Genomic DNA, 15,604 nt, shown 5'->3' on the forward strand with positions numbered 1-15,604 from the left:
GAGCGGCTGCACCATGCTGAAGCGGACACCATCATTGTTCGAGAACAGCGCCTCGTAGCGGATGGAGACCTGTGCCGCAGTGCTGTCGATACGATCGGCGATGTCCAGCAGCCCGCCATCAAAGGCGGTGGTCCGCGTCTGGGCCATGGTCATCGACGCGCTCAGAGATATCCGCGAAGAGGGCCGGGCGTCGAGACCAAAGGTCAGGGCGGTCGTGTCCGCACCGCCCTCAAGGGCCAGGACACTGCCGCCCTGGGCACCGAGCAGGCCGGTCGCCTCGTGCAGCTGGGTCAGCGAGCCATTGACCGTGACAAGGTCGCTCAGCGGATAGCTGAGATCGATATTGGCGGCGAAGGCCTGGTAAGGCGCGACACTGTCAAACAGGGCTCGCTCCTCACCGGTACCCGGCATCACATAAAGCGCTTGCTCATGGGTCGTGGTAATACCGAAGGAAACCTGCAGATCGCTGTCCATGTTGAAAGTGCTGGCCGCATAGGCACCGCCGGAGGCAAAGCCAAGGACCGGGTTCACGCCACCGCTCTCCGGACGATGGTCGGAGAAGAGATTGAAACCGGTCTGGCTGGACAGCGCCAGGGCGCCCTCACCGACACCGAATTTCATCGACCGGCCGCTTTCCGTATCGGACAGCTCGACACCGGCATGGAAGCCCAAATCACGGGCATAGCCGACATTGGACGGATCAAGGGTGGAGGCCGTAGCCGTCACCATCATATTGCCGCGCCGGGACAGGACCCGGGACGCGCTGCTGATATCCGAGAAACTCGTCCCGTTCAGCGGCGCGCCGGTGCGCTCATAGATATATTGTTCGGCATAAGCATTGGCCACCGATTCCGAGAGCGAACTCCCGACGATCAGATCGTCCACCGCGATCGTGAAGTCGCGATAACTGTCGCCAATATCCTCGAACACCGTGACATAATGGTTGTTGGAATGGCGCAGTGACAGACGACCACCGGTGATGATCAATTCCGCCGCTTCGACCGGATTGCTGTGTTTGTCCAGCCCGTAGAGATTGGCCGCATCCAGCGGTGACATGGCGCCAGCGACATCGAGCATGCCGTGGCCATAGACCGCGTCCACGCCCGGCTCGCCGAGATCGCGGGCCGACAACAGCAGGACATCGGCCACTTCGCTGCCATCGAGCCAGTGCCACCACCCCTTGACCAGGGCCGCAGCACCGGACACCAGCGGCGCCGCAAAAGAGGTCCCCGACACACGGGTCACACCGCCTTCGCCATCATCGACGAGGAGGAGCTCACCCGGTGCAACCAGGAAACGGTCCATCAGGCGCGAGCCGGTCTCGCAAACACCATTGGTCAGCAAGCAGGCTTCGCCCGGCGTATTGGAGAAGGACGAGATATTGCCGTTCGGGTCGACCGATCCGACGAGAAGCAGATTGTCGAGCACCGAGACACCGGTCCAGTCGAGGTCCACCGTCTGCGTGACACCGTCATTGCCGGCGGCGATCACGAAGGTCAGATCGTCGGCGTGGCGCGCCACCCGATCCTGGCGGAAGACCTCCGCCCATTCCTGGTGCAGGGTCCAGCCGGGCACGCCCAGTGACATGTTGATGATCGAGGTACCGCCATTGGCCAGGGACTCAACCCCGGCGGCAACATCATCCCAGCCGGCCGTATGGGACTCGTCGAACGGATTGTAAAAACGCATGGCCGCATGCGGTGCGACACCCATGACACCGACACCATCGACCGGCGCACCGATCAGGCTGGCGACGGCATTGCCGTGATTGACATTGAGATAGTCACGCTCGCCGCCCTGTCCGCGGAAGCTTGAGCCATCGACCGTATTGACGCTGAAATCGAGCACGCCAACCAGCGGGGCACGGCCCCAGTCATAGCTGGCGGCCATGGCCGGTGACCAATTGATGGCCGGCATCCAGTGATCGACATGGTCGACGCCGGAGAAGCCCATCAGGCTGTCATAGAAAGTCAGGAAGAATTCCGACCGCTGACCGACACTGACCGAGGCCAGGCTGTCCGGGTCGTCCAGATCGATGCCAAAACGGCCCAGCAAGGCATTGAGGAAGGCCTCGTCCATGCTCTGGCCGGTCCGCGCTTCAATAGCGGCACCGAACACACTCTCGGCACGATCGATGACTGAAGCCATGTCATTGGCGATCGTTGTGAAGTCACCGCCTTCGGCAGCGGCCTCATTCCATTCGATATTGAGATCACCCCAGACCGGGCCGACATCCTGCCAGAACGGATTGATGTCGCTCCAGAATGGATTGATGTCGTCGCTGAAGAAGGGATTGATATCGCCCCAGAACGGATTGATGTCGCCGCTGAAGAAGGGGTTGATGTCCCCACCGAACGGATTGATGTCGCCCCAGAAGGGATTGATGTCCCCCCAGAAGGGCGAGATGTCCCCATAGAAGGGATTTATGTCACCCCGGAAGGGATTGATGTCACCGTAGAAGGGATTGATGTCCCCGTAGAAGGGATTGATGTCCCCTCGATAGGGATGAAGGAATGTGTTCTCGCCGCCGTCGTTCTCGTCGGATTCCTGTGCATACACAGGCATCATGGCCCCTGACAGGGACATCAGAGCAATCGCCGCCGCTCCGGATTTCAAATACTGACGCATAAGGAGCCTCCCAGCCCAAATTCATGCGCCCAATATCACCCTCTTATATTTCGCCCCCTTTAACAGACGTTGTAAACAAGAGCTTAATTCGGCCGGTAGTTAAGAATGGGTTTATGCGCGACTGTGGCCACCGCCACGCGCATGAACCCGCGCTTCACCGCATTTCGCGCTTGCCTCCGGTTTTCAGCAATTCCAGTTGGTCCGGTTGATCCGCCCCGTAGCTCGGTCGGATAGAGCAACGGATTCCTAAGCCGTTGGTCACTGGTTCAAATCGAGCTGGGGGAACATTGCTCCGAGCCGGGCCCGGCTGGAGAGCTCAGTCAAAAGACTCCGGATAAAGGTCTTTCAATACAAGCGAGCTGACGCACCGAAGCGACATGGAGGCGCGATTGGACTCCTGGAGGATGTGGCGCAAGGCGGCTGCCGATAGCCAGACCTGCCCGGATGACGTCGCAAAGTCGGGATCGACCTGGATCACTGCATAGCGCGTCTCAATCCTGTAGAAGCGACCGCCCTCTTCCGACTGGACGCACTCACAAAGCGCCTGCCCCTCTGTCCGGACGACCGATTTTTCAGGACCGATAACGCTCGGCATCACGAGCCGCCGCCCGGGAAAGCCGAACTCTTCCCCAATACTGACAAGGAATTCGCGTTCGCTTCCTGCGCCACGGGTCAGCAATTCGGCAACAAGCCGCTCACTCAAATGCATCAGCGGTTGTTGCCAGTGATCGACTTCACGGCCGCGCGACTGCACGTCGTGAAAACGCACGCTTCGCCCTGCATCGCGCGTGGAATGAATGCCGAGTTCGTCCATCTCCCAATCCAAAAGTGCCTTGATCGGAACCAGCTCGCGATCACACGACGTCGAACCCGGGATGTCTGAGAACTGGATGATTGAGGCCGCCAAATCAGCAGCCCTCGAGGCTGGCGCGGCGCCACCGGGCGTCAAGCTGTTCCAGGGCGTGGCGGCCAGCATCGATCGGAGGTCCGTATTCACGATATGGTCTTGTCGAGCGGCAGCCCTCAGCACTTCGAGGTCGGCCCAAATGAACGTGTCCAGGGTCGGGGATAACGTATCTGCCTCGACGACGGACAAGGTCTTTTGCTTGAGATAATAGAACTGCCCGAGGTCGAGCTGGGTGCTGACATGACGGGGGGCAAACTGCGGTTTGAAAGTATGGAATAACTCAAGATACGGTGTCTTCCTGCCGCCATGCAGCCGCAAATAATTGCCCGCCGTCGCCTGGACAGTTGGGCCCAGATTCACAATTCGCGAATTCCCGGGTTCAACACGCGCTTGGACCAGAGCAGATAGCCGACCGTGCACACAATGGACCGCCAATCCGTTCAACGCGCTTTGCGGCTGGTAGATCATGAGATCTTCCTGGCCGGATTCGCGATCTCTCAGGCCTGCCAAGTGGAAGAAGCTGCCCGATTGGTGGGACAGCACGCCCGCGCTGATTGACCAGTATTCCACCGAAGAAATAGGGACAGTCGCGATGCAGAATGCCGACGCCGCGCGGACGTCGTCCATGAACATGACGAGCGCATCCAGACTCTTGGCCTGCCGAATCATGCGGTCATCTCTCCTTGGATCGCAGCCAGATCACTGGCCTTTAGAGATAAATGCGGTCCTTCAGCGCGCCGGTCGAGCACTTCCAGATGTAGTCCCTGATGGTCGCTCAGGTAGTCCAGATGCCGGTAGGGCGCATTTCCAACATTCAGAACAACACTAAATGCTCCACGCTTCATCCAAAGCATGTTCGCCAACTCTGCCCCCCGGATGCCGACGATACCGCGGCAAGCATGAAATGTGCGCACCTGATCGAAAAACGTGTGGGCACCTGGTTCATAGATTTCCGCGGCGTGACCCGCGGCGGTCAGCACGTCCTTTGCCCAATTCAGCCCCGACAATGAGCGCCGTCCAACGCCATAACGAGCAATCTCAGCGACGCCATCACTCCGGTAGAAATCCGGCTCAGCGGAACGCTTTAGCAGCAGGATTTTGTCAGCATACTGGTCCGGCACCGAGCGCTTCGAATAAGCCAAGTCGAGCACCTGACCCCGCACATCTCCCAGGCGATGCAGTGAGTCGGAATGAAACGTGTCGACGGAACCGGTCGAGGAGGCATCACCCCCAAGGAAAAGCGAGAGATCCCACCGAGGGACTTTCACGGCAGTCGAGCTTGAATACCTCGGATCGGAAGCGCTCGACTTCTCATAGGATACACCAAATGCCTGCAGGACTTCATCGAGAACCGCGTCCATTACAGGGCCGCAAGAACGAACGAGAAAATGCTCCCGTCGGCCCTGCCGGTAACATCCAACGTCCAGGATTTGCAGAATCGGTAGGATGTATCCCAACAGAAAATGGAAGTAGTGCTCTGCCGATCCCGGCAAACCAGGCTGGAAGGACAGCGGGATGGGCACTCGGCAAGAATCATTCAAATCGCTCATCGCCGCCCCTGGCGTAGGCGGGGCTGCCCCCGCATGACTATGTGCCAGTTCTTGTTTTCCCTTTTTAAACCTCGGGTTCAAGTGTCTTCCGACTGCTTGGAGCCACAAATCCTCGGCGAAGCCAGCTCATCGCTCGGAAATTGTCCTCAACCCTTGTCAAAATTGTCCACGCATCTCAGAACGGCAGCTGGCAGGCCCCGTAGCTCAGTCGGATAGAGCAACGGATTCCTAATCTGTAGGTCGCGTGTTCGAATCACGCCGGGGTCACCACTTTTCGGTCTCGCGGCCGTCCGCAACGCGAACGCCTCCGACGGGCAGGTCATCAGGGCCCGGCGCGCGGTCGCGCTGGCGGACCCGGCAGGGTCCGGGATGTGTTTAAGCCAACGTCGCCATGTCGATGACGAAGCGGTATTTCACATCGCTCTTGAGCATGCGCTCATAGGCCTGGTTGATATCCGCCATGGCGATCATCTCGATATCCGACTCGATGCCGTGCTCGGCACAGAAGTCGAGCATTTCCTGGGTCTCGGCGATCCCGCCAATGGCGGATCCGGCGATCGAGCGGCGCTTGGCCAGGAGGCGGCCGACCGAAGGCGAGGGATGAGCCTCATCCGGCACGCCGACCAGGACCAGGGCTCCATTGACCTTCAGGCAATCGAGATAGGGGTTGAGATTGTGCGAGGCGGCGACCGTGTCGAGAATGAAGTCGAGCGTATAGCGCTCGGCTTTCATCTGGTCGCGATCCTTCGAGATCACCACCTTGGACGCGCCGAGACGCTTGGCATCCTCGACCTTGCCCGGAGACGTGGTGAAAAGGACGACTTCCGCCCCCATCGCCTTGGCCAGCTTGACGGCCATATGGCCCAGCCCGCCCAGACCGACGACGCCGACTGTCTGGCCCGGGCCGACCTTCCAGTGGCGCAGCGGGGAATAGGTGGTGATGCCGGCACACAGGAGTGGCGCCGCGCCGGCGCGATCAAGCGAGTCCGGAATGCGAAGGACAAAGCTCTCCTTCACGGTCACGCGCTGGGAATATCCGCCGAATGTGTGCGTGCCGTCGGGAAGGCGACCATTATAGGTGCCCGTTGACCCGGTATCGCAATACTGTTCCAGCCCCTCATCGCAATGGCCACAGGTACCACAACTGTCGACCAGGCAGCCGACCCCAACCGTATCGCCCGGCTTGACCTTGCTGACCGAGGCCCCGACCGCCGCCACCGTGCCGACAATCTCATGCCCGGGAACACAGGGATAGATCGTGTTTTTCCAGTCATTCCGGGCCTGGTGCAGATCGGAATGGCAGACCCCGCAATGGGTGATCTCGATCAGCACTTCGTGCGGACCGGGCTCACGCCGCTCGAAAGAGATCGGGGCCAGATCGGCGTCGGCGGACTGGGCGGCATAGCCAAGGGATTGCGGCATGGATCGGCTCCGTTTCGATGCTTCGGTATGGAAGTCTAAGCCAGCCGCGCCAAAAACCAAGGGATGATGACGGCTTAGCCGGCCGGGGCTAGCGCGATTATTCCCGCCTGTCCGCCGAATTGCCCGCTCTCGCCGCGATGGTGAGATCGCCTTGCCGAGAACAGCCGTTCTGCCTCAGCATAGGTGCAAAGCCGTGACCGCCAGATCGCCGCCTCGGGGAGACCGGCCATTACGAGCTGACGGCGGCAGGCCTCGCCCACATCGAGATTGGCCCCACCTTCCGGATCACGCGGCGACAGGATACCGCCGGTCACATCGAAAACCGCCTCGAACTCCGCAACGACCTCCGGCCCGACCCGGTAATTGACCGCCGAGATGGATGGCCCGATCGCGGCGAGAAGCCGGGCCGGGTCGGTCCCATAGGCGTCGGTCATGGCCGCCACAGTCGCCGCGGCGATATTCTGCACCGTGCCGCGCCAGCCGGAATGGATCGCCGCCACCGCCCGGTGCGCGGGATCAAACAGCAGGATGGGCGTGCAATCAGCCGTCTGACAGGCCAGACCAATGCCCGGTCGATCGGTCATGAGGGCGTCGCCCTCACCCACCGCCTGGTCGCCTTTCGGCGGCCCGTCGACACGCAGCACGGTGCGGCCATGGACCTGATTGGCGAAGGCCAGGGCGTGCAGACCCAGCGCCTGGCGGACCGCGTCGCGATTGGCGGCCACATGCGCGGCCTGGTCGCCGCGCGACCGGGTCAGATTGAGCGAGGCATGAACGCCATCACTCTCGCCGCCCGGGCGCGTGGTGAAGGCGTGGACCAGGCCGGGATGATTGAGCGTCTCGGCACGAATGAAATCGAGTGTCATGGCCGAAACCCTACCCGGTCACGACCCAGATCAAAGCCTTTTCCGGTCAGGCGGATATCGCCGATCAGCGTCTCGAAACCGGACCAGTCATCGGAGTCCGCGATCGATGCCCAACAGGCCTCGACCGTGTCTATGACCAGGTCCACCGGATCAGTGCGCTCGAACAGGGGGTTGGCCAGACGCTCCGGACGGACCGGCTCATGCGCCAACAAGGCGGCCTGCCAAGTCTCGAACGCCTCCCCCGCATAGGCGTGTGCCCGCGGGCCGGCCAGGGCCCGCCTGGCCGAGGCTTCGCCGCAGAACCAGTCGTGGAAGGGTGCTTGCCAGCCCATCCGCGAAGCCTCCATGAAGGCGAGAAAGCTGCGCACCAGGGCCTCATCAGCCTCTTCTCCGGCCGACGCCACACCAAAGCGCCGCAGGAAGGCGTCGAGCAAGGCCTCGCGATAGAGGGTCGGGAATGTATTGAGCGCCGCCTCGAGGGACGATCGCTCACCGACAAGCGCCAGGGCATTGGCCAATTGCTGCAACGCCCAGAACACCGCCTCGGGCTGACGCGCGAAGCTGTAAAGGCCCTGCTGGTCAAAATAGGCCGCGGTAAAGCCCGGCTCGTAATGCGGCAGGAAGCGCCAGGGGCCGTAATCGAAACTCTCACCGGTCAGGTTGAGATTATCGGTATTGAGCACACCATGGACGAAGCCGGCCGGCATCCAGCCGGCGGCCAGGCCGGCACTGGCCGCAACCACGGCCTCCAGTAGCGCGGCCGGCCGGTCCGGCGCGCCGTCGAGATGCGGATAATAGTGTTCGATGGCATGGTCGATCAGCTGGCCGACGCGATCGCTCGCCCCCTCATGGGCGTGACGCTGGAATGTGCCGAAGCGCAAATGGGAATGCCCCAGCCGCGTGAGTACGGCCGAGCGGGTCGGAGAGGGTTCGTCATTGCGGGCCAGCTGTTCGCCGGTCTCGAAGACGCAAAAGGCCTTGGAGGTATAGACACCCAGCGCTTCCAGCATTTCGGCGGCCAGCACTTCACGCACCGCGCCCTTCAGGGTCAGCCGACCATCCCCGCCGCGTGACCAGGGTGTCTGGCCGGAGCCCTTGGTGGCGAGGTCGAGCAGGCGATCGCGATCATCCGTCATTTGCGCGCAGAGGAAGCCGCGCCCATCACCGAGATCGGGGTTATAGGTGCGAAACTGATGGCCGTGATAGCGCATCGCCCGCGGCGTCACCTGATTGTCCGGCAGGGGTTCAAAGCGCTGGAAATGCGCCTCGCGAGCGGCGGTATCGAGACCATCCAGCCCGATGGCCGCAGCCCAGCGATCATTCCAGAACCGCTCTATGGCGGCGGGAAAGTCCGCCGGCTCGACCGGATCGGAGAAATCATCGCCCAGACGGGCGAAGGCAGGGTTCGGGCGGTAGCGATCAGAAAAGCTCATGACCGGGAGCTAAGCCCGACCGGGTCCGATTGCAAACCTCCGCTGCAAGCCTCAGCCACGCAGCCCGTCACCCAGAACCAGCGCCGTCTCGTCGACCAGACCCTTGGCGCCCGGCAGGATCGCGGTGAGATTGAAATAGCCGTGCGGCAATCCCTTGCCGGTCTTGTAGCTCACCGGAATGCCCGCAGCTGCGAGACGGTCACGATAGGCCTGGCCCTCATCCAGCAACGGATCCAGCTCGGCCGCGACGATGTGGGCCGGTGGCAAACCGGCGAGATCATTGTTCAGGAGCGGCGACACGGTCAGCTCGCTGGCCTGGTCCGCATCGCTCAGATAGGCGCGCACGATCTGGTCGAGCGTGAAGCTGGAGAGGAGATGGCCCTCGAGGAGTTTCGGCCTCGGCTTGCGGCGCTCGACCAATTGCAACAGCGGATAGATGAGCAGCTGGAAGCAGATCCGGTCACGTCGGGACTGGGCCAGGATGGCCGCCAGACCGCCACCGGCGGAATCGCCGGCCACCGCGATCCGGTCCGGCAGGGCGCCGACGGCTTCGGCACCGGGGCCGCACAACCAGTCAAACGCTGCCAGACAATCCTCGACACCCGCCGGCCAGACATGTTCCGGCGCCAGGCGGTAATCGATCGCCAGCACGCGGTGACCGGACTTGGCTGCCAGTCGCCGACACAGGCGGTCATGGCTTTCCAGATCGCCGACAACATAACCGCCACCATGCATGTAGAAGGTGCAGGGTCCGGCCTCATCCGCGCCATTGGGCCGATAGAGACGCGCGCATCGCTCACCCTCGGCGCCCGGCACCATCAGATCACGCACCTCGGCGAGGTCTGGCGGGCGCACATCCATGTGCGGGGTGGCCGCCAGCAGGGCTTCGCGCATCCGCGGCGCCGCGCGCGCGGGCTCGAGCGGGTCCTGCAATCCGAATTTGGTGAAGGCCTCAGGCCAATTGGGCGTGTCCATGACCATCGGTTAGCACGCGGTCGCCGCGCCGCAAACGCGGCATTTGCGTTCGCCGGGCACCGAGACGGACCTAGTGGACCGTGACACCGGCCTCGCGATCGAGGCGGCCGGCCAGCGCGTCCTCCATCACCGAACGCAGGGCGCGCCAGGCGTCAGCGCTTTCCGGCAGACCCTGACCGTCCAGGTCACTGACCGCCTCATCGGCATAGCCGATCGCCTGAGCGCCATGCAGATCGACCATGGTCCAGGCGATCTGGTGGATGTCTTGGGCGGTGATTTGCACGTGCGGGGTCATTCAGGGCTCCTGCCGGATGGGGCTGTTTCCATCAGGAAGAGCAATCCGCGGGCCAACCGTCTGCCGAAATTACACCAACAATATCAGAGCCTTGAGTTTTCCACAGACCGGCGCGCCCTGCCCTGCGGTCGAATTTGCCGAGTCTTTCTGTCCGGGTAGCGGTCAGGCGCGTTTGCGGCCCGGTGCATACCCGCCGCCCTCGAGATAGGCGACTTCCGCCGGCGTCGAGGGTCGCCCGAGCGCCTCATTGCGATAGGGGAAGCGACCAAACTGGCGGATCACCTCACGATGCTTGATCGCATGGTCGCGGGTTCCGCTGCCGGACAGGCGCTCTTGCGCCAGGTCAATGCAGAGGTCCTGGTCGGCGATATCCTCGGAGTGCATGAACGGCATGTAGACGAAGGCACGTCGCGCCTCCGGGATGACCCAGTCATAGCCGTTATCGACCATCTGCCAGGCGAGATGGCGAGCCAGGTCATCATGCGCAAAGGCATGGCCCGAACCACGCCATATATTGCGGGTGAACTGGTCGAACATGAGGATCAGCGCGAACTGGCCATAGGCCGTGTCCTCCCAGGGATGACCGCTCTGCCACCACAGGCGCGCATTGTCTTCCACCGCTCTGGCGAACAGGCGGCGCACCCGCGCATCGAAACCCGGCGAGGCCGCATACCAGCGTTTGGGGCCCGCCGTTTCGAACCAGAAATCAATGACCTCGTCGATGGTCGGATCAGCAATGCTCATACGCGCAGGCTACCGGACTGAACGGCGTCGTACAGCTCCGGGGTCAGCGGCACATATCGACCCTCGCCGGGATGGTCGAGCAGGATCGGATCACTCACCTTGGCCGGATCAAAGCCTTCCTTGACCAGGTCCACCTTGCGGAATTTGAACGTGCCCGTCGTATCGGTCTGCGGCTGCAGCCGCAGGAAGAGCGGGCGTGCATAGGCGGGCAATGCGGTGTGGACGTGGGCGTGCAAGGCCTCGAGATCGAGCGGACGTGCCACGTCAGTGACCAGGGCCGCCATGCCGGCACGGCCGGAATGGCCCTTCACTTCAACGCCATAGACATTGGCCTGCTCGACGCCTTCAAAGACCAGCGCCTCGGCAACCTCGCCCGTGGCGACATTCTCGGACTTCCAGCGGAACGTGTCACCGACCCGGTCGACGAAATAGTAATAACCCAGCTTGTCGCGTGACATGAGATCGCCGGTCCGGAACCAGGCATCGCCTTCGGCATAGACGTCGCGCAACACCTTCTTCTCGGTGTCTTCCTTCGAGCCATAACCGTCAAAGCGGAAACGCGCATCCTCCGGATCGATCCGTCCGATCGCCTCGCCGACCTCGCCCGGCTCACAGGGGATGCAGCGGCCATTCGTGTCACGCAGCGGCATTTCCGCATCGAGGTCGAATCTGACCAGGTCGATATTGAAACGGTGCTTGAGATAATTCGGAACGCGACCCACAGCGCCGGGCTGGTTGTAGGCATTCACCAGGCCGACATTGCCTTCCGTGGAGCCGTAGAACTCAACGATATCAGGCAGTGCAAAACGCGTCTGGAAAGCCTCCCAGACATCACGGCGCATGCCATTGCCGATGGCGCAGCGCAGGGTGTGATCCTTTTCCTCAGCCACTTCCGGCGAATTGATCAGGAAGCGGCACAGCTCGCCGACATACATGAAGAGGGTCGCCTTGAAGCGCTTCACATCGGGCCAGAAGGCCGAGGCCGAGAAGCGCGGCCGGATGATCAGCGATCCACCGAAGGACAGCGCACAACCGACCCCGCACAGACCGCCGGTCGCATGATAGAGCGGCAGGACCATCATCATCCGGTCTTCCGGCGACGCCTTGGCAATGATGGCGAAGATGTTGAGATAGTAGAGCGCGCGGACATGCGTCATCAGCGCAGCCTTGGGCAGGCCGGTCGTGCCGCTGGTGAACATTTTCAGGACGGGCGCTTCCGGAGTCACATCCGCGCGGACCGACAGGTCAGGGCGGCGATCGCTGACCGCGTCAAGCGCGGGTGCCAATTCCTGTGCACCCTCGATTGCCCCGTCGACAGACCAGGCCGAAATCTCGCCAATGCCGCACGCCCGCGCCGCGCCATAGGCGTCCGCCAGCTCGGCCTCGACAATGGCGTGCTGGGTGTCGCCAATGGTCAGGCAATGGGCCAGCGAGGCGCCGGTCAGCTGGTTGTTGATCAGCGAGGTCACGACCCCGACCTTGGACAGACCGAACCAGGTCGCGATGTACTCCCAGCGATTGGTCATGAAGAGGGCGACCGTATCGCCCGGCGCCAGGCCTTGATCGAGCGCCCAGTGGGCGATGCGATTGGCGTAGGCTTCAAACTCGCGATAGCTGATCTCGCCATCATCGAGGATGGCCATGGGCCGGTCGGGATATCGATCGACAGTGGCTTCGATATGGTCCGGCACGCGCAGGCCCGATCCCGCACCCACTTTACGCACCGTGCTCAGCACTGGCAGCATGCTCGTTACAAAATTGAACTCGCGCGCAATCGCGCCCAGCATGCCCATCCTGTCGACCTCCCATTATCTTTCTTGCGCGAGACGATATGGGGCACCCTCGCCCGGTCAAGCAAGGCCGGGCGCTGGCGCCGCAAGTGTGATCACATGTTTCAGAAGATTACCGAGGATCCCCGCGTCAAGCGAGGGGGTGACTGAAAGCCTAGCGTCGGCTGAGCGTGCCCTGGCGTCCGGTCTCGGAGAGCATGGCCAGGCAGACCGCCAGCAGGGGCAAATCCTTGAGCAGGAAATGGCCCGCCCGCCCGAGCGCCGGAAAACCGCCCAGCTCGCCCGCCCAGCTGCCCGGGAAGGTGATCAGGAAGCTCAGGGTCAGGATGAAGGTGAAAATCGCCAGGTACAGCCCCATCCGGAACAATGTCGTGTTGAACCAGTAGCCGATCAGTCCGACCACGGTGATCAGTTCGATCATGCCGATCAGATTGGACAGGGTCTGCAATGACATCAGGCCGAGCAGCCAGGAAAAGGCCGGCGAGGTCTGCACCAGCGGTTCGATGCCGGCGGCCTCGACCGCGGTGAATTTCATGCCGCCAATCCAGCCCAGAACCAGAACCAGGCCCAGCCACATGACCGGCTGGCTCCAGAGCCTCATATCCGTGTGCCGCTGGGCGAACATGCGCGTATTCTCGAAACTCCCGCCCCACAGGGAAAGCCCCAGTATGGCGATGTATTTGAGAATGCCCTGGCCGGATCCGATAGCCGGGAAACCACCCGCCGCCTCGATCCAGACCGGATTGGTGAACAGGACGGTCAACGCCAAGGCCGCATAAAGACCGCTCATTGCAAAACCGATCCGCCGGAAACTGCCCGACGGGATCGGGGCACCAATGAGAATACCGGCAATGATCTGGTAGACGCCCAGCGTCTTGGCCGCCGATCCGGCCTGACCGGCCAGGCTGGACAGGAAGGCATGCCCTTCGATCCAGCTTCCGGTTATCTGCGTGCCCACGGCGGTGAAATTCATCGCCCCGAACCACAGGAACATCACCGCCAGACAAAGGCGGGCCACCAACAACGCATTTCCAGGCGACAGCAAGACACAGGCCTCCGTCCAGGCTCGAAACCGAAGGCTAGCACCAGCAAGGAGGACTGACGAGGGCCGATTTCAAGCACTTGATGACGATGCTGTCAGGTAGGCAACGCGGCGCCAATCACGGCCGGCTGACGAAAAGCGACAGCCAAGCGATTTGCCGTGAGATCAGGCCCGGCCCCGAAGGCCGCAAGCGCAACCGCGCACCGGCGCCCATGCGCCGCCCCGTCGGAGGCGTTCGCGAAGCGAACTGCCGTGAGATCAGGATTGGTGCCCCTGGCCAGACTCGAACTGGCACTTCCGAAGAAAACGGATTTTGAATGTATTTTGTTCACGAAAAATGCAGGTTAATTGTTTGTTTTTACTGCTATTTATTTTTCTGAAGAAGCTTATGTGTAAGTTTGTGTGTAATTATTGGGTGAATTTCGCACTAAGGGAGGCGAAGCAGCGCGCGCCATTCTTGGCGCAGCACGAACCAACGCTCCAGATCTTTCAATAAATGCCCCATGGGACATCAGACCTGTATTCGATCATGGGCCTGTGAGGCGTGTTAGGGGACTAAATTAGTGCGAGTACGCGCACTAGAGAGCCAAGGTTTTATTCGTCTTCGTGTAGCTAGGCCCAATAGTGTACTGGGCGTCATCAAGCTCGGGATTCATCATAGAAGTCATGAAAATAACCTGATGCTCTAGCTCGGCCTCTTCAGATACCTTGACAATCAATTCTTGGAAGCGATGGCTGCGCTCAGGCTCCATCCCTTTGTCTTCAATATTATCCATCAGCAAAAACCTAGGATGGAAAAATTTCGGATCCCGAGTGGCCGCTCCAAAAATCGATAGGATTGCCGCATTTTTCAGAATGACGTTGCTGCTTTCAGAAAAGTTCATCTTTCCATCAACCTTCACAACGTTATCTCCGAAGTCGATAGTGACAGAGCTTGGGCGTTCGAAAGTTTCCTCTTTGGGAATATCGTTCATGAGAATTGACTTCACGAGTTCTGAGACCACAGTCAATGCCTCTGCCCTCCTACGCTTCCCACGCAATTCTAGCGCTGCTAACCGCGCTTTGATTTCATCAATTTCGGCCTGAATTTTGGCCTTCTCTTCGCTAACTCGAGCAAGCTCTAAAAAGCGATCCGTTAGGCTCAAAAGATATTCTCGTTCCCGTTCGATATGACCGATTTTTCGGTGCCGTTCGGCGAGAAATGCCTCTCGCGGAGAGTCGCTCAATTCGTACTTTGCCGCGAAATCTGACTGAAGTTCATTGAATTCTGCCCGTGCCCGCCGCAGCCGAATTTTCGCATCCTTCAACTCAGCAGCTTTCTCTTGCCGCAGCTGGCTAGACTCTTTGATTTGCACCTGTAGGTCAGTGCGAATGGCGAGATATTTTGACTTGAGTTTATCTTCATCTATCTCCTCGCCGCACACCCCACATTCATGGTCGCCGGCCGGCGGCTTCAACGCTGCTAGGCAGGCGGGGCAATGAGTAAATTCGATATGGCCTATTGCTTCGGAAGCGCTTTCAGCGAGGGCAGCGTTCTCTAACAAGGTTTCCAGGTAGGGAAGAAACTCATCGAGCTCGCTAGTATCGTACTCGATAGATTCTATTGCTTGCTCTAAGTCAGACAATATCGCGCGCCGCTTGTGTAGCCGCTCGACCGCCGTTTTGCGTTCGGACGAGAATGCCTTTTGAGTGCGATCATCAATATGTGCGTCAACCGTTCGCACTTCGGTTTCGAGTTGCGCACGTTCGCTGTCGAATGCCGCGATCCTCGCCTCTATTGCTGCCGGGTCATAGGAAGGCTCATTGTCAGGCAGACCCGCTACCAGATTTCGATATTCAGCCTGCTTCGCATCGAACTCTTTGTTGGCTTTCTTCAACGCAACTTCGGCTTCGTAGGTTTCATACACGCTTAGCCCGCAAACCAAGTCGCCGACTGCCTCTCGCATCTCTCG

At 60.9% G+C, this 15,604-nt stretch carries 12 protein-coding genes and 1 tRNA gene; 1 reads left to right on the plus strand and 12 read right to left on the minus strand.

The window, feature by feature from the left end:
• From QZ266_RS13880 to QZ266_RS13890, 3 genes are all read right to left on the minus strand, one after another.
• A partial coding sequence (locus QZ266_RS13880) for a S8 family peptidase (RefSeq protein WP_295696162.1) occupies positions 1-2,628 on the minus strand: 2,628 nt, incomplete at its 3' end.
• Positions 2,629-2,944: 316 nt separating this feature from the next.
• Positions 2,945-4,204, minus strand: a complete 1,260-nt coding sequence (locus QZ266_RS13885) for an NDP-hexose 2,3-dehydratase family protein (RefSeq protein ID WP_295696164.1) — start codon at positions 4,202-4,204, stop codon at positions 2,945-2,947.
• Complete coding sequence (locus QZ266_RS13890) at positions 4,201-5,085, minus strand: glycosyltransferase 61 family protein (RefSeq protein ID WP_295696166.1); 885 nt, start codon at positions 5,083-5,085, stop codon at positions 4,201-4,203. The genes QZ266_RS13885 and QZ266_RS13890 overlap by 4 nt, the downstream gene beginning before the upstream one ends.
• A 193-nt stretch (positions 5,086-5,278) precedes the next feature.
• Here QZ266_RS13890 and QZ266_RS13895 point away from each other — a divergent pair.
• Positions 5,279-5,355 (plus strand) — tRNA-Arg (locus QZ266_RS13895).
• 105 nt (positions 5,356-5,460) lie between these two features.
• Here the strand turns inward: QZ266_RS13895 and QZ266_RS13900 are convergent.
• From QZ266_RS13900 to QZ266_RS13940, 9 genes are all read right to left on the minus strand, one after another.
• Positions 5,461-6,507 carry an NAD(P)-dependent alcohol dehydrogenase gene (locus QZ266_RS13900; protein WP_295696168.1) on the minus strand — a complete coding sequence of 349 codons (1,047 nt, stop codon included), beginning with the start codon at positions 6,505-6,507 and terminating at the stop codon, positions 5,461-5,463.
• Between the two features lie 74 nt (positions 6,508-6,581).
• Entirely contained in the window at positions 6,582-7,373 is a 792-nt protein-coding gene (pgeF, locus tag QZ266_RS13905) for a peptidoglycan editing factor PgeF (RefSeq protein WP_295696170.1), read from the minus strand.
• Positions 7,370-8,806, minus strand: coding sequence for a protein adenylyltransferase SelO family protein (locus QZ266_RS13910; RefSeq protein ID WP_295696172.1), 1,437 nt, complete (start codon positions 8,804-8,806; stop codon positions 7,370-7,372). Before QZ266_RS13910 ends, pgeF begins: the two co-directional genes overlap by 4 nt.
• 51 nt (positions 8,807-8,857) lie before the next feature.
• Positions 8,858-9,781, minus strand: coding sequence for an alpha/beta hydrolase (locus QZ266_RS13915; protein WP_295696174.1), 924 nt, complete (start codon positions 9,779-9,781; stop codon positions 8,858-8,860).
• 70 nt (positions 9,782-9,851) lie between these two features.
• Positions 9,852-10,076: a hypothetical protein gene (locus QZ266_RS13920; RefSeq protein WP_295696175.1), complete on the minus strand. Its 225-nt coding sequence runs from the start codon at positions 10,074-10,076 to the stop codon at positions 9,852-9,854.
• A 162-nt stretch (positions 10,077-10,238) separates the two neighbouring features.
• A complete protein-coding gene (locus QZ266_RS13925; protein WP_295696178.1) occupies positions 10,239-10,820 on the minus strand; it encodes a DUF924 family protein in 582 nt (193 codons plus the stop codon).
• On the minus strand, positions 10,817-12,613 hold the full coding sequence (locus tag QZ266_RS13930) for a long-chain-acyl-CoA synthetase (RefSeq protein WP_295696180.1): 1,797 nt from the start codon (positions 12,611-12,613) through the stop codon (positions 10,817-10,819). The genes QZ266_RS13925 and QZ266_RS13930 overlap by 4 nt, the downstream gene beginning before the upstream one ends.
• A 151-nt stretch (positions 12,614-12,764) precedes the next feature.
• Positions 12,765-13,628, minus strand: a complete 864-nt coding sequence (locus tag QZ266_RS13935; protein WP_295696181.1) for a DUF417 family protein — start codon at positions 13,626-13,628, stop codon at positions 12,765-12,767.
• A 602-nt stretch (positions 13,629-14,230) separates the two neighbouring features.
• Positions 14,231-15,604, minus strand: a 1,374-nt coding sequence (locus tag QZ266_RS13940; protein ID WP_295696183.1) for a hypothetical protein, incomplete at its 5' end; no start/stop codon positions are given.

The sequence above is a fragment of the uncultured Maricaulis sp. genome (assembly GCF_905480005.1).
GTDB lineage: Bacteria > Pseudomonadota > Alphaproteobacteria > Caulobacterales > Maricaulaceae > Maricaulis.